This is a genomic window from Nonomuraea sp. NPDC049625 (genome assembly GCF_040675285.1).
Taxonomy (GTDB): domain Bacteria; phylum Actinomycetota; class Actinomycetes; order Streptosporangiales; family Streptosporangiaceae; genus Nonomuraea; species Nonomuraea angiospora_A.
In genome coordinates this window covers 274,206-296,420 of sequence record NZ_JBFAOQ010000015.1, presented here as the reverse complement: position 1 = coordinate 296,420, position 22,215 = coordinate 274,206, and the positions used below count along the sequence as shown (strand labels likewise).

Below are 22,215 nucleotides of genomic sequence, written 5' to 3'. Positions count from 1 at the left end.
GAAGGCATCGTACTGAATGGTTTCGCGCTGAAATAAGCGCCGGACCCGGCCCCGGGGGCGGGCCCGGCGGGTCCGACCGTGGTCAGTATCGGAGCTTGCGCAGGTAGCGGTAGCCGACCTCCGCGGTCTGCCGGGGGGTCACGTCGGGAGTGTCGTTCTCGACGATGTACTCCTTCACCTGGTGTTTCTCGAAGATCCGCCGGAAGTCGATGGTCCCGGTGCCGAGGTCGGCCATGTCGCCGTCCAGGTGCCGGTCCTTGACGTGGAACTGCAGCACGCGCTGCGGCGCCCTGCGGATGACGTCGAGGGCGAAGCGCACCGGGTCGGCGGCGCCGCGTCCGACGCCGCCGGTGACCGCCCAGTAGATGTCGATCTCCAGGTGGACCAGGCGGGGGTCGAGCTCGGAGGTGAGCACGTCCCAGGGGGTCTTCCCGCCTCCGAGGTCGGTCGTGAACTCGTGGGCGTGGTTGTGGTAGCCGTAGCGCAGACCGGCCGCGCGGGCGGCCTGCGCCTCGACGTTCATGCGCTCGGCCCACGCCTTCCACTCGTCCAGGCTGGTGGAGTTCAGGTAGGGGACGACCATGAAGGACTGGCCGAGGGTCAGCGCGTTCTCGATCTTCGTGTCCAGGGCGGCCTGGTCGGCGGTGAGGCCGTCGTGGCTGGAGCTGGCCCGGATGCCGAGCCCGTCGAGGAACGTACGGAGCTGCCTGGCCGTGCGGCCGAAGTAGCCGAGCGCGACCTCGATCTTCGGGTAGCCGGTCTCGGCCAGGTAGGCGAGGGTGGCGTCGTAGTTCTTGGCGAGGTCGTCGCGTACCGTCCAGAGCTGGATGCTGATCTGGTCCCGGGGGATGCGGTTCCTGCCGGGGTGGTGCGCGGTGGCCGCGGCGGCGGCCGGGGAGGCGGCGGCGACGGCGGCCGCCCCGAGTCCGAGGCCCGCGGCGAGCAGGGAGCGCCTGCTGGGGCCGTATCCGTAGCACATGGGGGGTTCTCCTAACGTGTGGGCTGGAGGATGACCTCGTCGCTGCCGGTCAGCGAGGGCAGGTCCGCGCCGCCGGGGTCGGTGTAGGTCGCGACGAAGACGCCGGTGAGGTGGTCGGTTTCCGGATCGTGCCCGCTCGGCACGGTGGTCTGGATGGAGCCCGTGCAGCCGCGGGCCGTGGTCTGCGGGTGGCCGTGCTCGTCGTGGCCGAGGATGTAGTCCACGGTCACGTTGGCGCAGTTCACCGGCTGGTCGTCGGTGACCCGCACCTCGAACTCGACGGCGTCGCCGAACCTGAACGTCTGCCCGTCGGCGGGCCGGACCAGCTCGACGACCGGCGCGGCGTTGCCGACCACGATCCGCACCGACGTCGCCGCCGACCTGCCGGCCTCGTCGCTGACGCGCAGCGTGGCGTTGTAGAGGCCGTTCTGCCGGTACGTGTACGACGCCTGCGGGCTGCGGGAGTCGACCCGGCCGTCGGCGTCGAAGTCCCAGGCGTAGCGGATCCGGTCCCCGTCGGCGTCGGTCGTGCCGGCGCTGGTGAAGTCGACGGTGAGCGGCGCGTGGCCGGCGGTCGCCGACGCGGCGGCGGCCGGGACGGGAGTGTGGTTGCCGGTTTTGCCGATGTAGTCGAAGCGTGAGAGCTGGGCGTCCGGGTTCTCCTGGAAGTAGCCGTCGCCGTACTCCAGCACGTAGAGCGCGCCGTCGGGGCCGAACTCCATGTCCATCGGGTTGTCGAACACGAGCGACGGCAGCACGTCCTCGATCCGCCCGTCACGGTGGAACGCCTTGACGTAGTCGCGGGTCCACTCGTAGAAGAGCGGGACGCCGTCGTAGTACCTGGGCCAGGCCACGGTGGTGCGGCCCTGCGCGGCGCGCGGGTCGTAGGCGTACGCGGGCCCGGCCATCGGGCCGATGCCGCCGGTGCCCAGCTGCGGGAACTCCTGCGACGGCCCGTACGAGTACCACACGTCCGGCTGGACCACCGGCGGCAGCCGGCGCAGGCCGGTGTTGTGCGGCGACTCGTTGACGGGTGCGGCGCAGGCGAACGCGTTGCCGGACGCGCCGGTCGCGAAGTCGTAGTCGACGTACGGGAGCCGCGCCGTCGCGCAGTACGGCCAGCCGTAGTTGCCCGCCTTGCGGATCTTCGTCCACTTGCCGTTTCCCGCCGGACCTCGCTGCGGATCGGCCTCCCCCGCGTCGGGCGAGTAGTCGGCGACGTAGAGGTCACCGTTGGACCGGTTGACCTCGATGCGGAACGGGTTGCGCAGGCCCATCGCGTAGATCTCCGGCCGGGTGCCCGCGGTCCCCGGCGGGAAGAGGTTGCCGCGCGGGATCGTGTAGGAGCCGTCCTGGCGGACCTTGACGCGCAGGATCTTGCCGCGCAGGTCGTTGGTGTTGCCGGCGCTGCGCTGGGCGTCGAACGCCGGGTTCCGGTCCGCCCGCTCGTCGAGCGGGGTGTAGCCGTCGGAGGAGAACGGGTTCGTGTCGTCGCCGGTCGACAGGTAGAGGTTGCCGGCGGCGTCGAAGACGATGTCCCCGCCGACGTGGCAGCAGATGCCGCGGTCCACGGGCACGTCGAGGACGCGCTGCTCGGTGCGCAGGTCGATGGTGGAGCCGGTGAAGCGGAACCGGGACAGCCGGATCAGCCCCTTGAAGGGCGCGAAGTCCGCGGGCTTGCCGGTGACCGGGGCGTCGCCCTCGTTGACGTCCGGCGTCGCGGGGTCGTCGATCGGGGTGCCGAGAGGCGGCGAGTAGTAGAGGTAGACCCAGTCGTCCTTCTTGGAGCCGGTGCCGAAGCCGGGACCGAGGGCGATGCTCTGCAGCCCCTCCTCGTCGTGCCGGTAGACGTCGAGCCGGGCGGCCAGCGTGTTGAGGCCGGTCTTCGGGTCGTTCAACCAGACGTCGCCGCGCCGGGTCGTGTGCAGCACCCTCGAATCCGGTAACACCGCCAGGTCCATCGGCTCGCCCGGATTGTCGTTGAGCGTCACCTTCTGGAAGTCACTGTCGGGAGGCGGGGCCGGGGCGCTCGCGGCGCTCCCGGCGCTCCCGGCGCTCCCGGCGCTCCCGGAGGCGTGGGCGGCGGCGGGCAGGAGGATCGCCGCGGCAGACACGGCCGCGATCACGGTTCTCACTCGCATTGCCTCTCCCTTCGGTCTACTCGGGGGATAAGAGAGGGCAAATCACCGTGAATGTAACCCGAGTTACGCCGATAGAGGAGGGGGCAATCGCGGATGATCGAGCATCTTTCGCCTTCTGCTCGGACTAAGTGCCCCCATCGGTTCCAAGTTGCGCTGCAGTGTGCTCCAAGTCGGCTTGATCACACTTGGCCAGTGGAATTCCGAGTTCTGGGGCCCTTGGAGGTCCGTACCGGTGACGGGCGGGCCGTCGCGCTGGGCGGGGCACGCCCGCGGGCGGTGCTGGCGCGGCTGCTGGTCGCGCGGGGAACGGTGGTCTCCTCCGACGCCCTGATCGACGACCTGTACGCCGGAGCGCCGCCGCCCAGCGCCCTGCCCACGCTGCACTCGTACGTGTCGAACCTGCGCCGCGCCCTCGAGCCCGGCCGCCTCCCGCGCGCCCGGCCCGGACTGCTGATCGGCCGGCCGCCCGGTTACCTGCTCGCCGCCGAGCACGTGGACGCCGACCGGTTCGCCGAGCTGCTGCGCCGGGCGGAACTGCGGCCACCGGTGGAGGCGCTGGCCTGCCTGGAGGAGGCGCTCGGGCTGTGGCGCGGCACGCCTTACGGGGAGTTCGCCGAGGAGCCGTGGGCCGTCACCGAGGTGAGCCGGCTGCGCGAGCTGCGGCTGGTCGCGCTCGAACGGCGCGCGAACGTGCTCCTGGAGCTGGGCCGGGCCCAGGCGGTGATCACGGACCTGGAGACCGAGGCGGTCGCGAACCCGCTGCGCGAGCGGCTGTGGAGCCTGCTCGCGCTGGCCCTGTACCGTACCGGCCGCCAGGCGGAGGCGCTGGGCGTGCTGCGCCACGCGGCCGAGCTGCTGGCCGACCAGCTCGGCCTCGACCCGAGCCCCGAGCTGCGCGCGCTGGAGCAGGACATCCTGCGGCAGGCGGGCTCGTTGCTCCCCGCGCACGACACCCCCGCGTTCGTCACCGCGCCCCCGTCCACCCCCGCGTTCGTCACCGCGCCCCCGTCCACCCCCGCGTTCGTCTCCACGCCCCCGTCCACCCCCGCCATGCGCGGGCGCGACCGGCAGCTCGCCGAGCTGACGGCGCTGGCCGCGCGGGCCGCCGACGCCGGTCTGTCACTGGCGGCGGTGAGCGGCGAGCCGGGGATCGGCAAGACGCTCCTGCTGGAGGAGTTCGGGACGCACTGCGCCGCCCGGCTCGGGCAGCTCGTGCTCCGCGGACGCTGCCACGACGCCGAGGGCACGCCGCCGCTGTGGCCGTGGATCCAGGTCCTGGAGGCGCTCGAACACCACTGCCCGCCACCGGACCGGCAGGCGCTGGCCGGGCTGCTCGACGCCGGGACCCCGGCGGGTCCGGCCGACGGGATGCTGTTCCAGCGGAACCAGGCGGTGGCCCGGTGGCTGTCGTCGGCCGCGCGCGCCCGGCCGCTGGTGATCGTCCTGGACGACCTGCAGTGGGCCGACGCCGCGTCGCTGGACCTGCTCAGGGATCTCGTCGTGCTGCTGCGGGCGGCCTCGGTCACGCTGGTCGCGGCGTTCCGCACCGGGTGCGACGACCCGCTGGGCCGGCTCGCCCACTACGACCTGCTGAGCCTGCGCATGTCCGGCCTGGAGCCGGCCGCGGTGCGGGCCATGGCGGCGGACCTGGGGGTGGAGCTCGACGCGGACGCCGCGCTGCGGATGGCCGGGCGGACCGCGGGCAACCCGTTCTTCATCCGGGAAAGCCTCCGGCTGCTGGCCCAGGGGCAGGCCATGGACGCCGTCCCGGACGGCGTCGCCGAGCTGGTGCGGCAGCGGCTCGACGCGCTGGCCGGGGACCCGGCGGCACTGGAGGTCGCCGCCGTGATCGGCAGGGAGTTCGACCCCGCGATCGTGACCGAGGTAGCGGGCCAGGAGGCGAGCGACCTGCTCGACCGCGCGGCCCGTCCGAGTCTGGCGGGCGACCTGCTCGACCGTGCGGTCCGCTCGGGTCTTCTCCAGGCCGCCGGGAGCGGCCGGCTGGCCTTCGCCCACGACCTCGTCAGGGAGGCGCTGGTACGGGATCTCCCGCCGCTGCGCAAGGCCGCCGTCCACCGCGACCTGGCCGCCGCGCTGGCCGCCCGCCCGTCGACCGACGTGGCCGTCATCGCGCACCACGCCGTACAGGCCGGGCGGGAGTCGTACGGCCAGGCCGTGCACTGGGCCACCGCGGCGGCCGAGCAGTCCGGCCTGCGCCTGGCCTACCAGGAGGCGGCCACCTGGTGGGGGCACGCGGTGGCCGCTCACGACGCGGCCGGCGGCGATCCCGCCCAGCACGTGGAGCTGCTGCTCTGCCACACCCGCGCGCTCCTGGCCGCCGGCGATCCGGCCACCGCCCGCCGGAGCGCCGCCACCGCCCTGCGCACCGCCGACCGCATCCCCGCCGGCCACGTCCCCGCCGGACCGCGCACCGCCGACCGCGTCCCCACCGGACCGCACACCGCCGACCGCGTCCCCGCCGGTCGTGACCTGGTCGTCCGGGCTCTCACCGCGCTCGACACCCCCGCGCTCTGGGTGCTGCGCGACCCCTACGAGACGGTCCACCGCCCTCTCGTGCACCGCCTGGAAACCGCCCTCGACGACCTCCCCGCCACCGACTCCCCCGAACGCGCGCTCCTGCTGGCCCGCCTCGCCCAGGAGCTCTACGACGGCACCGCCGACCCCCGCTGCGACACCCTCTCGGCCCAGGCCGTCGCCATGGCCCGCCGCCTCGGCGACCCTCACCTGCTCATCCGCGCCCTCAACGCCCGCCACCTCTCGATCCCCCAGCCCCAGTCCCTGCCCGAGCTGATCAAGCTCACCGGCGAGCTCCACGAGCTGGCGCGGCGCACCCGCAACCCCCGCGTCGAGCTGCTGGCCGGAATGATGGACACCCACAACCGGCTGGAGACCTTCGACATCGCCGGCGCCGACCAGGCCGCCGCGCGCTGCGAGGCCCTGCTCGAACGCCTCCCGCTGCCCTGCCCCGCTTCCAGCACACCCTCTGGCGGGCCAACCGGCTCGCCCTCGACGGCCGCTTCGACGAGGCCGACCAGGTCTACGACGACGCGGACGACCAGGCCAGCGACCTCAAGCTCTGGCACGCCCGCCCGGCCGTCGCCGCCGGCCGCATCGCCCTGAACCACCACCGCGGCACCATCGCCGACGCCGCGTCCCTCATCGCCACCGTCCGCGCCCACCCCACCCTGTACCACGACGCCACCACGCTCCACCTGGTCGCCCAGGGCCGTCTCGACCGCGCCAGGAGCCTCAACGGCGGCCCCCGACCGGCCCCGCCCCGCGACTGGTCCTGGCTGTCGGCAACCTGCCTGCGCGCCGCCGCCGTCGCCGCGGTCGGCCGCCCCCACGAATGCCGCGCCGTCTACACCGCCCTGCTCCCCTACAGCGGCCGCATCTCCGCCCTGTCGGCGGTCCTGTGCCTGGGCCCCGTCGACTGGTACCTCGCCCTGCTCGCAACCGCCACCGGCCATCACGACACCGCCGCCGCCCACCTCACCACCCTCGAACAGCAGGCCGAAGCCGCCGGCCTGCGCTGGTGGCGCGACCGCGCCGCCGCCACCCGCGAGCCCCTTCACGTGGCGACCAGTGGATGACAGGCGCCGCCTGGTCGACTGGCAGGCCGATCACGAGAAAGCCGCTTTCGGTCAGCTCAGCAGCTCGCGGACCAGCGCCTCGCTCCACCAGCGCTCGACCCGCTCGGGTGACCAGCCGCGCTCGGCGGTGAGCGTGGCGTAGACGTCGATGCTGCACATGCCCGCATAGACGTCCACGGCCGCCGGCACGTCCAGGCCCGGGCGGAGCGCGCCGGCGGGCCAGGAGGAGAACACCGCCGTGCGGGTCTCGTCGGCCCGCCTGCGGCCGTCGCGGTAGACCGTCGCCAGCTCGGGCTCGACGCGGCCGGCCTCGCGCAGCAGGGTGATGACGTCCCCGGCGCGCTCGTACAGGCGCCGGTCGAAGCCGGCCATCGCGGCCAGTTGCCGCGCGGGATCCGTCCCGGGGGCCTCCAGCTCCGCGAGCTGCTGGGACGGGTCGGCCGACAGGTCGGCGGCGTCGGCCAGGGCCCGGGTCAGGCCGGTCTTGTTGCCGTACACCGAATAGACCGTCGGCACGGAGACCCCCGCCTCGCGGGCCACGTCGCGTACGGTCGTCGCCGCCCAGCCGCGCTCGACGAAGAGCCGCCGCGCGGCTCGGGCGATCTCGGCCCGCGTCTCCAGCGCCTGCGTCGTACGGCGCAGCGAGTCGTAACGGCGCGGCCCCACCTCTGCCTCCACGACTTGCACCCTAAGGCTTTGCGCTACTTATGTTGAATATAAGTAGCGCGACATCTCCGCCCAGGAGCCCCCTAGTTGGCGAACGACTTGACGGTTTCCAGGAGCACGTCGTCGAGTGGGGTGGGGGTTAGGCCGAAGGTCTTCACGGTCAGTGAGGCGTCCAGGATGAAGGGGCGCTGGTACTGATATTGCATCTCCCATGTCTGCGCCATGATCGGGTCGGCGAGGCCGGCTTTGTGCAGGTCCAGGGGTGACATGCTGATCAGTTGTGGCGCGGGAGCTCCGGCCAGCTCGGCGAACCTTTCCGTCACCTCGCGTACGGTGACGTCGGAGATGGGAGGCACATGCCAGGCCCGGCCCCATGCCCGCTCGTCGCGACTGAGGGTGACCAATGCGTTCGCGGCGTCGCCGGGGTGGCTCCAGCTGTGCGGTGCGTCCAGGTCTGCCGGTACGACCGCGGGCTCGCCGGCCAGCACCGGCGGCGCGATCAGCAGATTGAACATCGATAGTTGGCGGGGTCCGATGAAGTCACCGGGCCGCACTTCGGTGAATCGAATCCGTCTCTCGTTGTGGGCGGTGATGGCGTCCTCCCACATCTGCGCCCGGACCCGTCCCTTGATGGTGGTCGGCGACATGGGGAGATCTTCGGTCAGGGGCTCGCCTGGGGCCGGAGGGCCGTATCCGTAAGTGTTGCTCAGGTTGACGTACCCGGCGCCGCTGCGTTCGGCTGCGATCAGCAGCGCGGCCGCCAGCGCCGGGGTCTCCACGGGCAGCAGGTCGTAGGCCGGTGTGGCGCAGTTGAACAGTGTCGTGGCGCCACTGGTCAGCTCGGTGAGCCGGGCGGCGTCGCGGGCGTCGGCGGCGATCGGTTCGATCAGCGAATGCTCGGGCCCGCCGCCACGCCGACTGAGGATGCGGACACGCTCACCGGATTCGGCGAGCAGGCGCGCGGTGGCGATTCCCGAGGCGCTGGTTCCGACGACGACGTGGAATGACATCGAGACTCCTTCGTGGGGATGCAGGGTGTTCAGCCGAGGTCGGACAGGTCGATGGCGTCGGCCATGGCGCGGTATCCGGCGTCGTTGAGGTGCAGGTGGTCACCGGAGTCGAAGGCCGGGTCGAGCCGGAACGCGTCCTCGGGCGAGCCCACCACACGGTCGAAGTCGATGACCGCGTCGTACTCGCCCGAGGTGCGGATCCAGGCGTTGATGGCGGCGCGTTTGGCCTCGCTGCGCGCGGTGGAGAACGCCGAAGGCCCCGCGGGCATCACCGTGGCCCCGACGACCCGCAGCCTTGCGGTGCGGGCCTGCTGGATCATGTCGCGGAAGCCTGCGATGACCTCGCCGGAGGAGACCTCGGCATACGGCGCGAAGGTGGGGAACGGCGACGCCTCGGCCACCTCGCTGATACCGATGTCGTTGATGCCCAGCAGGATGACGACCGTTCCCACGCCCGGCTGACCGAGGACATCGCGACGGAACCGGGACACCGCGCTGTCACCGAGCCAGGCCGAGTCGACCGTCACCCGGTTGCCGCCGATGCCCTGGTTCAGCACGGCGCGGGGACGGCCCGCCGAGGCCAGGCGCTCGGCGAGCGCGTCCGGGTAGCGGCGGTCGGCGTCCAGGGCGCTGCCCACGCCCTCGGTGAGGGAGTCGCCGAACAGCACGACGCCCGCAGGCCGCACCGGGCCGCCGGTCACGTCCAGCCCGCTCAGGTAGTACCAGGACTGCGAGGTCTCAGCGAACGCCGTGCCGTCGGCGTCGTCCCGGTGGTCTCCGTCGGCACGGTAGTTGGTCGCCAGCGCCTGGGCGTGGAATGTCGCGGGGCCGGTCGGCTCGGCCGCATAGAACGTGATCGTCACCTTGTCCAACGGCGCCGTCCTGAACGGTGTCAGGTCGCTGGCGAGTTCCGCACCGGCCGCGATCGTGAACGTCCGCTTCCCATCGACGGTGAGGTGCCGAAGAGTAGCCTCCTGGATGGCGGCGCCATCCGCACAGGCGGCGATGGTGGCCCCGGTGATCGTGAGCGGGCCGGTCCCGTAGACGTTCGACAGCCGGATCCGGACCGCGTCGCCGCCGGCGGTGACCCGGAGCACTTGGCGGACGGTCTGGCTCGCGAAGCCCTCCTGGGACCAGTTCGGGGCGAAGCTCTCACTCGGACGCTGCATCGAGGTGGTCCAGGCAGCGGCCCAGGTGGTCGCGGTCGTAGCCGGAGCGAGGCCGGCATCGGCCGTATTGGTCGGTGGCATGACAGGCACAGGCGCATCCCTCAGGCATCAAGATCGAAAGCTTGTCCGCGATCCACCGTAAGGAGCCGATGACAGATGATGAATATCTTGCCGTCCGAAATAGATGTCCCAGCGTCTAATGATCATTGCTAAGTTGCAGCAATGGACGTTCTCGGTGACGTGCTCGCCGCGATGCGCGCCGGACGGCCGTACGCGGGTCGGACCAGATGCTGGGAGCCCTGGGGCGTGCGGTTCCCGGCCGGCGACTCGGCCTGCTGCCACATCGTTCTGCAGGGCGCGTGCTGCCTGATCTCCCCTGACGGCGCGCCGTTGACGCTCGGTGTCGGCGACGTGCTGTTCACCGCGCCGGGGCGGGGGCACGTGCTGGCCGACCGGCCCGGCAGCCCCTTGACCGACTTCCGTCCTGTCCGCGACGGCGAATCTCTGATCACCGACTTGAACATCCCCGGCCCAGGCGCCGCCACCGAGATGCTCTGTGTCTGCTACAGCTTCGACCGCGTCCGCCCCCATCCGCTGCTCGCCGACCTGCCGCCGGTGATTCACCTACCTGCCCGGCTCGGGCGCCACCGCTCGCTCCGCACCACCGTCGACCTCATGGGCGACGAACTACGCGAACCCCGCGTCGGCTCCGAAGCGATCTTGGCCCCGCTCATCGACATGCTCCTGCTGTACGTCCTGCGCGCCTGGCTCGACGAGCAGTCCGCAGCCGGTGCCACCGGATGGGCCGCCGCCCTGACCGACCCGGCCATCGGCACCGCACTGCACGACATCCACCGGCGCCCCGAACACCCCTGGACCGTCGCAGAACTGGCCACCCGGGCCGGCGTGTCCCGCGCCACCTTCGCCAAACGGTTCGTCACCGCCGTCGGCCAGCCACCTCTGGCCTACCTCACCTGGTGGCGGATGAGCACCGCGTCTCGACTCCTGCTCGGCACCGACGCCCCACTCCAGAGCGTCGCCGAACGCTGCGGCTACGGCTCGGAGTACGCGTTCGCCAAGGCGTTCAAACGCGAGTACGGCATAGCCCCGGGCCGCTACCGGCGGAGGGCCCGCTCGGGCTCGGCGGCCGGCTGATCTGGGTGGTCTGGCTGGCGATGTACGGCATCCGCCTGCGCGAGGCGTAGCGGCCCACCTGGAGCTCCTGGCCGGTCTCCCCCGGCGCTCCCGCGAGCCGCGCGAACGGCGTCCGGCTCACACTGTCTCCATGGCCACGGCGATCGTGCTGTTCAACAGGGACCTGCGCGTCCACGACCACCCCGCCCTCGTCGCCGCCTGCGAGCGGGCCGAGCGGGTGGTGCCGCTGTTCGTGCTGGACCCGGCCGTACCGGAGGGGAACCGGCACGGTTTCCTCCTGGAGTGCCTGGCCGAGCTGCGGGCCGCGCTCCGCGCCCGCGACGGCGACCTGGTCGTACGGCAGGGCGACGTCGTGCACGAGACGATGAAGCTGGCCGCGGAGGTGGACGCGACGACGATCTGCGCCGGCGCGGACGTCAGCTCGCTCGCCCGGCGGCGCGAGGAGCGCTTCGCCCGGGAGCGGATCGAGTACCTGCGTTTCCCCGGCGTCACCGTCGTGCCACCGGACGCGCTGCGGCCCTCGGGCGGCGGCGACCACTACCGGGTCTTCACCCCCTACTGGCGCGCGTGGACCCGCCACCCCCGCCGCCCGGTCCTGCCGCCGCCGCGCACGGTGCGGACGCCCTCGGGCCTGGCCGCCGGGCGGCTGCCCCGGCCCCAGTCACCCGGGCCGATGCCCGGCGGCGAGCCGGCGGCCCGCGAGCGCGCCGACCGCTGGCTGCGCCAGGGGCTGGACGGCTACGCCGAGGGGCACGACGACCTGGCGGGCGACCGCACCTCGCGGCTCAGCCCGTACCTCCGCTTCGGCTGCCTGTCGCCGCTGGAGCTGGCCTGCCGCGCCGAGCGCAGCGAGGCCTTCGTCCGCCAGCTCTGCTGGCGGGACTTCCACCACCAGGTGACGTACGCGTTCCCGCGCATCGGCCGCGAGAACTACCGCCACCCCGAACGGCGCTGGCGGCACGACCAGGACGCGCTGCAGGCGTGGCAGGCCGGGATGACCGGGCTGCCCATCGTGGACGCCGGGATGAGGCAACTGCTCGCCGAGGGCTGGATGCACAATCGGGCCCGCCTGATCACGGCCGCATATCTGGTCAGGCATCTCGGCCTCGACTGGCGCGACGGCGTACGGCACTTCTTCGAGCACTTGCTCGACGGCGATGTGGCCGACAATTCGGGCAACTGGCAATGGGTCGCCGGCACGGGGAACGACACCCGTCCCAATCGCACCTTCAATCCCCTACGTCAGGCCAAGCGCTACGACCCCGAGGGCCACTATGTCCAGCGCTATGTGCCCGAACTCGCCGCCGTGCCGGCCCCGTACGTCCACGAGCCCTGGCGACTTTCCGCGCCGCCCGCCGGGTACCCCGCGCGGCTTGACAGTGCCGCTGACCAGGGATGACTCGCGGACGATCTATTACGCCGGCCGTGTCACGAAGAATCTGGTCACAAACATTTCCCGAAATAACCGGTCTATCGTATTGTCATTGACTGGAATTGTTGGAACATATGGTCAGAGTCATCGAGTGAAGTCCAAAGATCGCTTACCGCAAAAAGGTCAGCGGCGAGGGGAAAGGGGACAACGCTCATGCACCGACGTGCTGTCCGAAACCTGGCCAGGCTCGACACGACGCAAGCCAGAATCACTCGGATATTCGACGCTGCCGCAGGTGGGAAGGACAACTTCCTGGCGGACAAAGACGTGGTGCGCCATTTTGATCAAGTTACACCTGCCCTCACGACCGCGGCCCGCGCCGTTCTACAATTCCTGTCCCGGGTGGTGGCCCACCTGGCGGCCGAAGGCGTGGACCAGTTCATGATCGTGGGCAGTGGCGTCCCCAGCGGCCTCTCGGCCGGGAACCGGTTACACGACATAGCCCGCCGCGCCTCGCCCGGGTCCGCCGTACGCGTCGTGTACGTCGAGAACAACCCGATGGTGGTGGCCACCGCCCAGGCCACCATCGAGCCCTTCACCGACCTGGTCCGCGTGGTGGACGGCGATGTTCGGGAGATCGACGAGATGCTCCAGGACCACGTGGTCCAGACGTTCATCGACTGGGAGCGGCCCCTGGCCGTGCTCCTGCTGTCGTCGCACAGCCTCGACGACGACGAGTACGCCCACTACGTCGTCAAGCGGCTCCAGCACGCGGCGCCCAAAGGCAGCTTCCTCGGCCTGCTGCACACCACGTTCGACGCCGTCCCGCCGGAGCTGCTGCCCGCCATCCGCGACATGGTCGCCATGACGCTGCCTCGCCTCGCGATCCGCTCGCGGGAGGAGGTCGCGGCCCTGCTCGACGGCCTCGACCTGATGGAGCCCGGGCTGGTGTGGGTGCCGGAGTGGCACCCCGGCGGGCGTGACCTCGCCTGCGCCGACGAGCCGAGCGCGTCGGGCAACTACGGCGCCGTCGCCCACATCCCCTGACGCGTCGCTCCGAGTCCGGAATCGTAACGAAATCGCATTCGCATAAGTGAGGGCGAGAGCTTATCGTGGAGTTGGGAGCGCTCCCAATCTGAGAGACGTGATGCGTATGTCCCCCCGCCCCAGCTCCTTGTCCGCCGCTCCGACTCGCGCGGTCGCGTACCTGCTGCCGTCGGTGCCGGCCGGTGTCTGCGAGGCGCGCTCCCTGGTCCGGACCGAACTGACCGGCTGGGGCCTGGAAAGGCTGATCGACGACTGCGTGCTCATCGTCAGCGAACTGGTGACCAACGCCGTCCGCTACGGCGGGTCGGCGTACGCGTTACGCCTGGAAGATCGTACGGACCGGTTGTACGGGGAGGTCTTCGATCCGGGCGACGGCGAGCCCCGCCCGTGCTCGCCCGACGCGGACGCGCTCTCGGGGCGGGGGCTGCAGATCGTCTCGGCGATCGCCGACGACTGGGGAGTGACCGCGGCTGACGGCGGCAAGGTCGTCTGGTTCTCGGTCCTGAGCGCCATCTGACCGGCGTGACGGGCCGCCCTCAGACCGGCGTGGCGGGCGCGGTTTCAGCGGGCTCGGCGTCAGCGGACGAGGACGTCAGCGGGCGCGGACGTCAGCGGGCGCGGACGTCAGCGGGCGAGGATGCGGGCCAGGGCGTGCAGGGTCTCCACAGGTGTGCCGGGCGGCGGGGAGACGCGGAGCACGGGTTCGCGCAGGTCCAGCGGCGCGCGGGCGGTCGGTACGACGTTGACCAGCAGCGACGCCTCGGCGGCCCGGACGGCGGCGCTCTGCGCGCTGTCTCCCGGCGGCGGCCGGAGCGTGACCAGGGCGGACGGCTCGTCGAGCGGCTCGACCACGCGCCACCCGCCGGCCCCGTCGAGCACGCCACGCGCCGTACGGCCGAGGTCGGCCAGATGCGCGTGGACCGCGAACGGCCCGAGCTCGTGATGCTCCAGCACGGCCGCCCCGAGCCCGGCCCGCGCCGCGACCGCCGCCTCCGAGCTCTCGAACCGCGCCACCCCGGGCACCGGCACCGGGCCACCACACTCGGGCACCACCCCGGGCAGCGCCACCGGGCCACCGCACTCAGGCAGTGGGCCGTCAGAAGTCCACAGGTGGCCACCCAGGGTGGAGACCGCGGCGTCCATGGCCGGCGTGAGCCCGGGGATGATCAGGAAGCCGACGCCGCGCGGCCCGGCCAGCCACTTGCGCGAGGTCCCCACGTACGCGGTCGCACCCGCCCCGCGTACCTCGACATGCCCGAGTGACTGGCAGACGTCGAGTACGAACGGCACCCCCGCCGCGCGGCACAGCGCCCCGATCTCCTCGGCGGGCTGCACGACGCCACGATGGGAGGCCACGTGGGAGACGATCACCAGGTCGAGCCCGGACGCCAGCAGGGCCCGCAGCCCTTCGAGGTCGAGGCGGGCGTCGCCGTCCACCGGCAGCTCGACCGGCCGCCAGCCGCGCTGGGCGGCCAGGCGGTGCAGCAGCATCAGCGTGCCGCCGTACTCGGTGCGCGCGTGGCCGACGCGGCTGCCCGGCGGGAGCCGCCACCCGCCCAGGAGGGCCGCCATCGCCGCCGTCCCGCTCTCCAGGAACGCCACGTCCGCCGGGCCGCCCCCGACCAACCCGGCCAGGGCCGATCTGGCCGGGGTGAGGTCGGGGACGGCCGCGTAGCCGCCGCGTTCCCGTTCCAGCCGCAGGTGCGCCACGACCGCGTCGAGCACCCGGTCGCTGAGCACGTTGCAACCGGCCGCGTCGAGATGCCCGGGCGGCACGACGCTGCGCGCCGCCCGCCACAGCTCACCGGCCCGCGCCGCCCACCCGGCCCGATCGGCCCGCGCGTCCGGCCCGACTCCGGCGGCCGACGCGTCCGGCCCGGCCCCGGCGGGCGGCGCCACCTGCCCCGTTCCGGGGATCATGCCTCCGCCAGGATCAGGGTGAAGTCACCGTCCGGGTCGGTGTAACCGCGGCGGACGAGGAAGCCCGCCCCGGCCAGCTCGGCCCGCAACCCTTCCGGCCGGAACTTGGCGCTGATCTCGGTACGCATCTCCTCCCCCGCGGCGAAGTCCACCTCCAGCCCGAGCTCCGAGACCCGCACCCGCAGGTCCCGGACGGCCCGCAGCCGCATCTCGATCCATTCGTGCCGCTCGTCGTAAAGCGCCACGTGCTCGAACGCCTCCGGCTCGAAGTCGGCCCGCAGCTCCCGGTTGATCACGTGGAGCACGTTGCGGTTGAAGGCGGCCGTCACTCCGGCCGCGTCGTCGTAGGCGGCCACCAGCCGCTCGGTGTCCTTCACCAGATCGGCGCCGAGCAGGAACGTGTCCCCCCGCCGGAGCGTGGCCCGCACCTCCTTCAGGAACGCCCGGCGGGCGACGGGTTCGAGGTTGCCTATCGTGCCGCCGAGGAAGGCCACCATCCGCCGCCCGGTACGCGGCAGCAGCCCCAGGTGCTGCTCGAAGTCGGCGCACACCGCCCGCACGTCGAGCCCGGGGAAGCGCCCGGCGACCCGGCGCGCCGCCGCCTCGAGCGTGACGGCGTCCACGTCCACCGGCGTGTACGCGCGCAGCGTGCCCGCCGCGGAGAGCGCCTCCAGCAGCAGCTCCGTCTTCTCGCTGGTGCCCGACCCCAGCTCGACCAGCGTGTCCGCGCGGGAGGCGGCGACCAGGTCCGCGGCCCGGGACCGCAGGATCGTCAGCTCGCGCCGGGTCGGGTAGTACTCGGGCAGCCGGGTGATGCGGGAGAACAGCTCGCTGCCCGCGGTGTCGTAGAACCACTTGGGCGGCAACCACTTCGGCGAGGACGTCAGACCCATCCTGACGTCACGTTCGAGGGCCTGCCGCAGGTAGTCACGGTCGAGATGGTTGATCACATGCACGGACGACTGGCTGACGGCCATGAGGCCTCCTATGGTGAGATCACAACGGCTGCACGGCAACGCGGTCGGGGGTGACGGTCAGCAGGCTGCGCTCGGGAACGGGCTGCCAGCCCGGCAGGTCGTCGAGCGGCTCGCTGGCCACGCGCACGCCGTCGTGGCTTCGGTGGTGGAAGAGCGTGTCGCCCCAGGCGGTCGCGGCGATCGAGGCGCCGTCGCAGGCGAGCAGGTTGAGGCGGGCGCCGGGGTCCTTCTTCCCGGCGTGGACGACGACTTCGGCCAGCGCCTCGCCCAGCCCCAGCCCGGCGCGCCCGCGCAGGAACACGGCGGTCGCCATCCAGGCGGCGTCGCACGCGCTCTCCGCGCGACCGGCCAGGTCGTCGGCGAGGTCGCGGAGCGCGTCCTTGCTGACGCGCCCGTTGTGGCTGAGCAGCCACCCCTTGTCGGTGAACGGCGCGGTGGCGCTCTCCTCGATCGGCATGCCCGCGGTGGCCGAGCGCACGGCCGCGAGCAGGCAGGTGGAGCGGGCGATCTGGGCGAGCGCGGGCAGGTTGGCGTCGGACCAGATGGGCACGGTACGGCGGTAGCGCACGGGCTCGGGGCGCGTGGAGTCGTACCAGCCCATGCCGTAACCGTCGGCGTTGATCATGCCGTTGCGCTGGTGCCGGGGCGCGTACGACTGCTTGAACAGGCCGTGCTCGGGTTCGTGGATGAGCCAGGTGAGCGGGCGGGGCTCGCCCAGCCAGGCCGCGTGCCTGCACACCTAGACCAGCTCCGAACGCGCGCAGCGGAACCCGGTGAAGATCTGCCGCCGGATCGGGTAGTCCCAGTTCCTGAACGTGGTGCGGACCGCCGCCGGGTCGGCCGCCCAGGAGCCGCCGCGCAGCACCCGGTATTCCTGGCCGAAGAACACCTCGCTGTACTCCTTGTAGGGAAACGCGCGGAAGCCCGGGTAGGGCTGGAACCAGGAGCCGGTCCACTCCCACACGTCTCCGACCATCTGCTCAACCCCGTACGCGCTGGCCCCGGCCGGGTAGGCGCCCAGCGGCGCGGGGTGGGCGGCGCGGTGGCCGAGGTTCGCCCTGGCCGGGTCGGGGGCCTCCTCGCCCCACGGGTAGCGGCGGGCGCGGCGGGCCTCCGGGTCCCAGCCGCAGGCCTTCTCCCACTCGGCCTCGGTGGGCAGCCGCTTGCCGGCCCAGCGGGCGTAGGCGTCGGCTTCGTACCAGCTCACGTGCTGGACGGGCTCGTCCATCGGGATCGGCTCGGTGCGGCCGAAGCGCCTGCGCCACCAGGCGTCGCCTTCCTTGACCCAGAACAGGGGGGCGACCACCCCGCTGCGCTGGCGCCACTGCCAGCCCTCGGCGGACCACCAGCGCGGGTCGTCGTAGCCGCCCTCCTCGATGAACGCCGCGTACGCGCGGTTGCCGACGGGGAGCCGGTCGATCCAGTACGCGGGCAGGTCCACCTGGTGGGCGGGGCGTTCGTTGTCGTAGGCCCAGGGGAGGGTGGCGGTGCCCATCATGAAGGAGCCCGCGGGCACGTACACCTCCTCGGGGCCGCCGCTCCGGCCCTGCGGCAGGTCGCCCTCGCGTACCAGGCCGGGCTGCCCGGACAGCTGCAGGGTGGCGAGCATGGTCTCGTCGTGCTGGTGCTCGTGCTGGATCACCAGGCCGAACACGAAGCCGTCGCGGTGCAGCGGGTCGGCGCCCTCCAGGTCGACCGCGTCGAGGACGTCGAGCACGCGCCCGCGTACGCCCTCGATGTAGCGGCGGGCCTCGGCCGGGCCCAGGAGGGGCAGGGTGGGGCGGTCCTTGCGCGGATGTTTGAACGCGTCGTAGATGTCGTCGATCTCGGGGCGGATCGGCTCGATGCCGCCGGCCGCGCGCAGCACCCACAGCTCCTCGTAGTTGCCGACGTGCGCGAGGTCCCACACCAGCGGCGACATCAGCGGGGAGTGCTGACGCACCAGCAGGTCGTCGTCCGCCTCGGTGTAGGCGAGCGACCGGTCGCGCACGGCGAGGAGCTCGGCCGCGATGCGTTCCTTGGAGTCGGTCATTGCCGTCCTTCCCCGTTCAGCCAGGCCGGGACGCGCCGTCCCGGCACCGGATCCATCAGGTCGGCCGCCGGTGAGCGGCCCGTTGTCACGTGCCGGTCGGCGAACGCGGCCACCTCGCCGACCAGGCCGGGGTCCGCGCCGAGGCGGGGCAGCGCCTCCAGCGCGGCGCGGAAGCACGCCTCGGCGGCCCGGCTCAGGCGCGGCTCGGTCAGCCCGCACCGCGCCGCGTCCCGCCACAACTCCCGGCTCGGCATCCGGCCGGGCCCCAGGTACGGCTCCACGGCGGCCAGCGCTGCGTCGGCGGCCCGGTCGTCGGCGACGAGGGCGTGGGTCACGGCCACGCACACCGGCCAGGCCGCCGGGTGCTGGGCGTCGAGGTAACGGATCTCCAGCCAGCCCCTGGGCCGTACCGGGGGGAAGACCGTCGTGGCGTGATAGGCCAGGTCGTCGGCGGTGGGGCGGCGCTCGCCGGCGCCGTTCAGCCAGTCGCGGAACGTCGAGCCGTCGCGGACCGGGCGACATCGCTCCCCGTCCTCGCGCACCAGCATGAGCCGGGCGTCCAGCAGGTAGCCGGCCCAATCGGCGGCGGGGTCGCCCGAGGCGGGCACGGGCGCGGTCCGGGTGCGGTCGAGGCGGTCCCAGACGGCCTGGCGGCCCGACATCCAGCCGCACGGCCGGCCGCCGCTGAGCGGCGAGTTGGCGAAGGCCGCCATCAGCACGGGGCCGAGCGCGTGCGCCCGCTCCCACCGGGCCTGCGGCCGCTCCCCGAGGTCCAGGTTGACCTGGACGGAGGCGGTCGAGCACATCATCAGGGCCCCGTACGGCTCGCCGAGGAACTCGGCCATGGCGTCGTACCTGGGCAGGCGGAGCTGGCGGCGGGCCGGGCGCACCGGGTCGAGGCCCACCCCGGCCAGCACCAGCCCCGCCGGGCGCAGGGCGGCGCGCACGGCGGAGACGTCGGCGGCCAGGCCGTCGAGCGCGTCCCGCAGCGGGGCCGCGGGACCGGACAGCTCGAGCTGCCCGCCCGGCTCGAACGTCACCCGGCTGCCGCCCGGCAGCGCCGGGACGGCCCGCTCGACCTCGGCCATCGGGACCTGCGCGGCCGCCGCCGCACGGTCGAAGACCAGGAACTCCAGCTCGACGCCCACCCGCTCCTCGGCGTCCGGATCCTGCGCGGCCGGCTGGAAGCAACGGCGCGCGAAATCCGCCACCTCGGAGGCGTCCCGCAGCGGCGTGCTCTCGGACGTCAGCCCGATCATCGTCGTCCCCTTCGCGTGGCGCACAGGTCTACAGACCCGCGAGGCGCGCGAACGTTACAGGCGGATTTTCGTGTAACGGATGGGACGTGACCGGGACTAGGTCACATGGAGCGGGCAGCGGACGACCTCGGATGCGACGACGTGCTGGAGCTGCTCACGGACTATCTGGAGGCGGCGCTCCCGGCGGGGCGACGGCGGCGGGTCGCGGACCATCTGGACGCCTGCCCTGCGTGTTCGGAGTGGCGGGCGCAGATCCTGGCGACGATCGCGGCGCTCGGCTGCCTGCGTGACGACGTCATGCCGGCGCCGGTGCTCGCCGCGCTGCGGGCGAGCTTCCGTATGAGCCCCGGCTCATAACCGGCGCCGCTCGCGGAAGGCGGACATGAGCCGGTCGCGCATGTCGGCGGGCAGCTTCTCCGGATGCGGGTCGCCGAGGGCGTCGATGGTCGCCCGGAACTGCTCGACGTAGCGCTCGCACCCCTCGCAGCAGGCCAGATGCTCCCGCACGCCGTCGCGGGCGGGCCGGTCGAGGGCGTCCTCAAGGTAGGCGGTGATGAGTCCCGCCAGCTCGTCGCAGGTGAACCGCTTCACGACGTCGACCGCCCTTGCCTCTGGATATGAACCGTTTCACTTATTGTCGCCGCTTCGCCGCCCAGGAGAAGCCCACCGGCTACTCCGGCTGCTTCACGGACTCGAAATAGTCCGCGAGCCAGCCGCGCACGGCCGTGCGGGCGCGATGCAGCAGCACCCGCTGGTTGGCCTCGGAGATCTCCAGGATCTCGCACACCTCCTCGGACGTGCACCCTTCCACGTCGCGCAGGGTGATCACGATCCGCTGCCGGGGAGGCAACCGCGCCAGCCCCTCGGCGATCAGCCCGCGCACCTCAGAGGCGAGCGCCTCGCTCTCCGGCGTCGGCCAGGTCGCGGGGAGCTCCTTCCAGCCGCCCGGCAGCACCGCGTCGAAGCCCTGGTCCGCCACCGAGACGCCGTCGTGCTCGAAGGAGCTCCACGGCAGCGTGCGGCTCTCGCGGGCGCCGCGCTTCTTCGCGGTGTTGATCAGGATGCGGTAGACCCACGTCTTGACCGACGAGCGGCTCTCGAACGCGTCGATCCCGCCGATCACCGCCAGCCACGTGTCCTGGACGACCTCCTCCGCGGAGTGGTCGGTGGACACGTAGGACCTGGCCACCCGCAACATGCCCCCGGACCAGGTGTCGAGCAGCGCCGCGAACATCGCCTCGTCCCCGGCGCGCAGGGCCGTGACGACGACGTCATCCGGGGGCAGCTCACCGCCCGCGAGAGACCCCACGATCGCTTCCCTCCGCTCGAACGCTGAGACATCCATGGCATCGGGACCGATCGCCGGCCCTCGCCCGGGACATACCGCCCCACGCTAATCCTTCCCACTGACGTTCTTCCGTCTCGGCGAAAGGCCACAAGATGCGTATTTTTCGGATAAACAGGTCAGAACCTTCCCAAAGGCGCAGTTCACGACGTTACGGGCCCTTCATCCCGCTCCCTTTGGACCAGACTCCCAAAGTTCCGGACATCCCCGGCGCCACATCCTGGTGGAGATCCATCCTCGGGGCGATAGTCGGCATCATGTTCGATATCTCCCTCGACCCCAGTGTCCGCTTCGCCGTCCAAGGGGCCTGGGCACCCTGATGCCGGCCTGAACCGCACTCCTCCGGCGGCCGCGGTCGCGGCCGCCGGAGGAGGCATGACGCCTGCGATGGGCCACGGGTTCACTTGCGGTTGATCAAAAAAGCTTGAGCGTCCCGTTCCGGGGTGGCTCGCGTCGCAATCCCCCTCCCGTAATTACTTTCTGTCGTGGCATACATCTGTCTGTAACCGAGGGGGACTTCATGCTCCGTCGTATCCTGGCGGGCGGGCTCGCTCTGACCGCCACCGGTCTCGTCCTGGCAACCGGCCCTGCCGTGTACGCCGACGAACTCAAGGCCCCGTACGCGCGGGCCGGGGCGGTCGTCGACGCGGACGGCAGGCTCAACCTGGGCAAGAACATCGTCGCGACCTGGCGGGCGGCCACCGGCAAGTACTGCGTGCAGGTCGCCCAAGACGTCGACGTGACCGAGGCAGTCATCCAGATCACCGCGCGCCACGCGCTGCGACTGCCGCACATCGCCTTCAGGAACCCCTCGGCGACCTGCCACCGGACCAACACCGTCACGGTCAACGTCTTCAACCCCCACACGGCGCGGCTCGCCGACTCCGGTTTCGACCTCTCCATCTCCTGATCTGGACCGAAGGGACAACCAATGAAGAACATCAGGCGCATTGCCGCAGGAGTGCTCGCCACCGCCGCCGTCCTGACGCCGGTCGCCGCCCACGCTGACACGCCGTACGCCCAGGCGTCGGCCGAGGTGGACATGGACGGTTCCCTGATCGAGGGCAGCCACGTCAACGACGTCTGGCACCCGTACAGGGGCGTCTACTGCGTGTCCGTCGACGAGAGCGTGGACTTCACCGGCGCGACGGCGATCCACGTCACGCCCATCGGCGAGTACTCCGCTCCGCGCTCGCTGTCCGTCGAGCTCAATCCGTCGTCGGCGTGCGGCGAGACCCGCCTGGACACCATCGCCGTGTACAGCCAGGTCGGCTTCAGGGTGCGGGGCGACTCGGCGTTCTACCTGTCCGTCTCCTGACGCCGCCAGGGCCGCGCGCGACGAACGCGATGCGCGCGGCCCTGCTGCCTGGCGGCCTTCGGCTTCTGCCAGAGGAGTTACGCCGCATTTCCCGGCAAAAGCGCAGATCAGCGACCTGCAGTCGGAGCGAATCCCCTCCGCGGCACCGGTGAATACAGCATCCTGGGCATGCCATCACGCTCACCCCGCCCCCTTCAGCCGAGGAGGTCGC

General features: G+C 72.2%; 20 protein-coding genes. 8 read left to right on the top strand and 12 right to left on the bottom strand.

The genetic code is table 11. The annotated features are described in order from the left end of the window. Nucleotides 1–82: 82 nt before the first annotated feature. Both AB0J87_RS47490 and AB0J87_RS47485 read right to left on the bottom strand, forming a co-directional pair. Nucleotides 83–979 (bottom strand): sugar phosphate isomerase/epimerase, encoded by an 897-nt coding sequence (locus tag AB0J87_RS47490; protein WP_363978276.1) that lies wholly within the window; start codon nt 977–979, stop codon nt 83–85. Between the two features lie 11 nt (nt 980–990). Continuing rightward, nucleotides 991–3,120 (bottom strand): PQQ-dependent sugar dehydrogenase, encoded by a 2,130-nt coding sequence (locus AB0J87_RS47485; protein ID WP_363978273.1) that lies wholly within the window; start codon nt 3,118–3,120, stop codon nt 991–993. A gap of 192 nt (nt 3,121–3,312) precedes the next feature. Here AB0J87_RS47485 and AB0J87_RS47480 point away from each other — a divergent pair, with 192 nt between their 5' ends. Beyond that, on the top strand, nt 3,313–6,261 hold the full coding sequence (locus AB0J87_RS47480) for a BTAD domain-containing putative transcriptional regulator (protein WP_363978270.1): 2,949 nt from the start codon (nt 3,313–3,315) through the stop codon (nt 6,259–6,261). A 524-nt stretch (nt 6,262–6,785) separates the two neighbouring features. Here AB0J87_RS47480 and AB0J87_RS47475 read toward each other — a convergent pair. From AB0J87_RS47475 to AB0J87_RS47465, 3 genes are all read right to left on the bottom strand, one after another. Beyond that, nucleotides 6,786–7,412, bottom strand: a complete 627-nt coding sequence (locus AB0J87_RS47475; protein ID WP_355193929.1) for a helix-turn-helix domain-containing protein — start codon at nt 7,410–7,412, stop codon at nt 6,786–6,788. A gap of 71 nt (nt 7,413–7,483) precedes the next feature. After that, the gene (locus AB0J87_RS47470; protein WP_363978266.1) at nt 7,484–8,410 is read right to left on the bottom strand and encodes an NAD-dependent epimerase/dehydratase family protein; all 927 of its coding nucleotides are present in this window, start codon (nt 8,408–8,410) and stop codon (nt 7,484–7,486) included. Between the two features lie 29 nt (nt 8,411–8,439). Further along, complete coding sequence (locus AB0J87_RS47465; protein WP_363978263.1) at nt 8,440–9,579, bottom strand: SGNH/GDSL hydrolase family protein; 1,140 nt, start codon at nt 9,577–9,579, stop codon at nt 8,440–8,442. Nucleotides 9,580–9,801: 222 nt separating this feature from the next. Here AB0J87_RS47465 and AB0J87_RS47460 point away from each other — a divergent pair, with 222 nt between their 5' ends. The 4 genes from AB0J87_RS47460 to AB0J87_RS47445 all read left to right on the top strand — a co-directional run bounded on the left by AB0J87_RS47460 (nt 9,802) and on the right by AB0J87_RS47445 (nt 13,670). Next, nucleotides 9,802–10,734 carry an AraC family transcriptional regulator gene (locus AB0J87_RS47460; protein ID WP_363978260.1) on the top strand — a complete coding sequence of 311 codons (933 nt, stop codon included), beginning with the start codon at nt 9,802–9,804 and terminating at the stop codon, nt 10,732–10,734. A gap of 130 nt (nt 10,735–10,864) precedes the next feature. Continuing rightward, nucleotides 10,865–12,133: a deoxyribodipyrimidine photo-lyase gene (locus AB0J87_RS47455; protein ID WP_363978257.1), complete on the top strand. Its 1,269-nt coding sequence runs from the start codon at nt 10,865–10,867 to the stop codon at nt 12,131–12,133. 186 nt (nt 12,134–12,319) lie between these two features. Then, complete coding sequence (locus AB0J87_RS47450; RefSeq protein WP_363978254.1) at nt 12,320–13,153, top strand: SAM-dependent methyltransferase; 834 nt, start codon at nt 12,320–12,322, stop codon at nt 13,151–13,153. A gap of 100 nt (nt 13,154–13,253) precedes the next feature. Beyond that, on the top strand, nt 13,254–13,670 hold the full coding sequence (locus AB0J87_RS47445) for an ATP-binding protein (RefSeq protein WP_363978459.1): 417 nt from the start codon (nt 13,254–13,256) through the stop codon (nt 13,668–13,670). A gap of 107 nt (nt 13,671–13,777) precedes the next feature. Here the strand turns inward: AB0J87_RS47445 and egtE are convergent, their stop codons facing one another. Genes egtE through egtA form a run of 5 tightly spaced genes read right to left on the bottom strand, consistent with a single transcriptional unit; the run spans nt 13,778 to nt 19,341 of the window. Beyond that, entirely contained in the window at nt 13,778–15,073 is a 1,296-nt protein-coding gene (gene egtE / locus AB0J87_RS47440) for an ergothioneine biosynthesis PLP-dependent enzyme EgtE (protein ID WP_363978251.1), read from the bottom strand. Then, on the bottom strand, nt 15,070–16,050 hold the full coding sequence (egtD, locus tag AB0J87_RS47435) for an L-histidine N(alpha)-methyltransferase (protein ID WP_363978248.1): 981 nt from the start codon (nt 16,048–16,050) through the stop codon (nt 15,070–15,072). Before egtD ends, egtE begins: the two co-directional genes overlap by 4 nt. 19 nt (nt 16,051–16,069) lie before the next feature. Beyond that, nucleotides 16,070–16,789 (bottom strand): ergothioneine biosynthesis protein EgtC, encoded by a 720-nt coding sequence (egtC, locus tag AB0J87_RS47430; RefSeq protein WP_363978245.1) that lies wholly within the window; start codon nt 16,787–16,789, stop codon nt 16,070–16,072. Then, the gene (gene egtB, locus AB0J87_RS47425) at nt 16,790–18,082 is read right to left on the bottom strand and encodes an ergothioneine biosynthesis protein EgtB (RefSeq protein ID WP_363978242.1); all 1,293 of its coding nucleotides are present in this window, start codon (nt 18,080–18,082) and stop codon (nt 16,790–16,792) included. Further along, the gene (gene egtA / locus AB0J87_RS47420; RefSeq protein ID WP_363978239.1) at nt 18,079–19,341 is read right to left on the bottom strand and encodes an ergothioneine biosynthesis glutamate--cysteine ligase EgtA; all 1,263 of its coding nucleotides are present in this window, start codon (nt 19,339–19,341) and stop codon (nt 18,079–18,081) included. The genes egtB and egtA overlap by 4 nt, the downstream gene beginning before the upstream one ends. Nucleotides 19,342–19,446: 105 nt before the next feature. Here egtA and AB0J87_RS47415 point away from each other — a divergent pair, with 105 nt between their 5' ends. After that, nucleotides 19,447–19,698: a zf-HC2 domain-containing protein gene (locus AB0J87_RS47415; protein ID WP_363978236.1), complete on the top strand. Its 252-nt coding sequence runs from the start codon at nt 19,447–19,449 to the stop codon at nt 19,696–19,698. Here the strand turns inward: AB0J87_RS47415 and AB0J87_RS47410 are convergent. Next, nucleotides 19,693–19,932 (bottom strand): zf-HC2 domain-containing protein, encoded by a 240-nt coding sequence (locus AB0J87_RS47410; protein WP_350723386.1) that lies wholly within the window; start codon nt 19,930–19,932, stop codon nt 19,693–19,695. The two genes, AB0J87_RS47415 and AB0J87_RS47410, sit on opposite strands and share 6 nt — an antisense overlap. Before the next feature lie 79 nt (nt 19,933–20,011). Next, nucleotides 20,012–20,650, bottom strand: a complete 639-nt coding sequence (locus AB0J87_RS47405) for a sigma-70 family RNA polymerase sigma factor (RefSeq protein WP_350723388.1) — start codon at nt 20,648–20,650, stop codon at nt 20,012–20,014. Nucleotides 20,651–21,206: 556 nt separating this feature from the next. Between AB0J87_RS47405 and AB0J87_RS47400 the strand changes: the two genes are divergently transcribed. Next, nucleotides 21,207–21,596 carry a hypothetical protein gene (locus AB0J87_RS47400; RefSeq protein ID WP_350723390.1) on the top strand — a complete coding sequence of 130 codons (390 nt, stop codon included), beginning with the start codon at nt 21,207–21,209 and terminating at the stop codon, nt 21,594–21,596. A 21-nt stretch (nt 21,597–21,617) separates the two neighbouring features. Then, nucleotides 21,618–22,004: a hypothetical protein gene (locus AB0J87_RS47395; RefSeq protein WP_363978231.1), complete on the top strand. Its 387-nt coding sequence runs from the start codon at nt 21,618–21,620 to the stop codon at nt 22,002–22,004. The last annotated feature ends 211 nt before the right edge of the window (nt 22,005–22,215 follow it).

Coding starts and splice junctions, on each gene's coding strand:
- egtE (WP_363978251.1), bottom strand. CDS start 15,073: ATGATCCCCGGAACGGGGCAGGTGGCGCCGCCCGCCGGGGCCGGGCCG.
- AB0J87_RS47455 (WP_363978257.1), top strand. CDS start 10,865: ATGGCCACGGCGATCGTGCTGTTCAACAGGGACCTGCGCGTCCACGAC.
- egtB (WP_363978242.1), bottom strand. CDS start 18,082: ATGACCGACTCCAAGGAACGCATCGCGGCCGAGCTCCTCGCCGTGCGC.
- AB0J87_RS47465 (WP_363978263.1), bottom strand. CDS start 9,579: ATGCAGCGTCCGAGTGAGAGCTTCGCCCCGAACTGGTCCCAGGAGGGC.
- AB0J87_RS47445 (WP_363978459.1), top strand. CDS start 13,254: ATGCGTATGTCCCCCCGCCCCAGCTCCTTGTCCGCCGCTCCGACTCGC.
- AB0J87_RS47395 (WP_363978231.1), top strand. CDS start 21,618: ATGAAGAACATCAGGCGCATTGCCGCAGGAGTGCTCGCCACCGCCGCC.
- AB0J87_RS47415 (WP_363978236.1), top strand. CDS start 19,447: ATGGAGCGGGCAGCGGACGACCTCGGATGCGACGACGTGCTGGAGCTG.
- AB0J87_RS47470 (WP_363978266.1), bottom strand. CDS start 8,410: ATGTCATTCCACGTCGTCGTCGGAACCAGCGCCTCGGGAATCGCCACC.
- AB0J87_RS47490 (WP_363978276.1), bottom strand. CDS start 979: ATGTGCTACGGATACGGCCCCAGCAGGCGCTCCCTGCTCGCCGCGGGC.
- egtD (WP_363978248.1), bottom strand. CDS start 16,050: ATGGCCGTCAGCCAGTCGTCCGTGCATGTGATCAACCATCTCGACCGT.
- AB0J87_RS47400 (WP_350723390.1), top strand. CDS start 21,207: ATGCTCCGTCGTATCCTGGCGGGCGGGCTCGCTCTGACCGCCACCGGT.
- AB0J87_RS47485 (WP_363978273.1), bottom strand. CDS start 3,120: ATGCGAGTGAGAACCGTGATCGCGGCCGTGTCTGCCGCGGCGATCCTC.
- AB0J87_RS47460 (WP_363978260.1), top strand. CDS start 9,802: ATGGACGTTCTCGGTGACGTGCTCGCCGCGATGCGCGCCGGACGGCCG.
- egtA (WP_363978239.1), bottom strand. CDS start 19,341: ATGATCGGGCTGACGTCCGAGAGCACGCCGCTGCGGGACGCCTCCGAG.
- AB0J87_RS47450 (WP_363978254.1), top strand. CDS start 12,320: ATGCACCGACGTGCTGTCCGAAACCTGGCCAGGCTCGACACGACGCAA.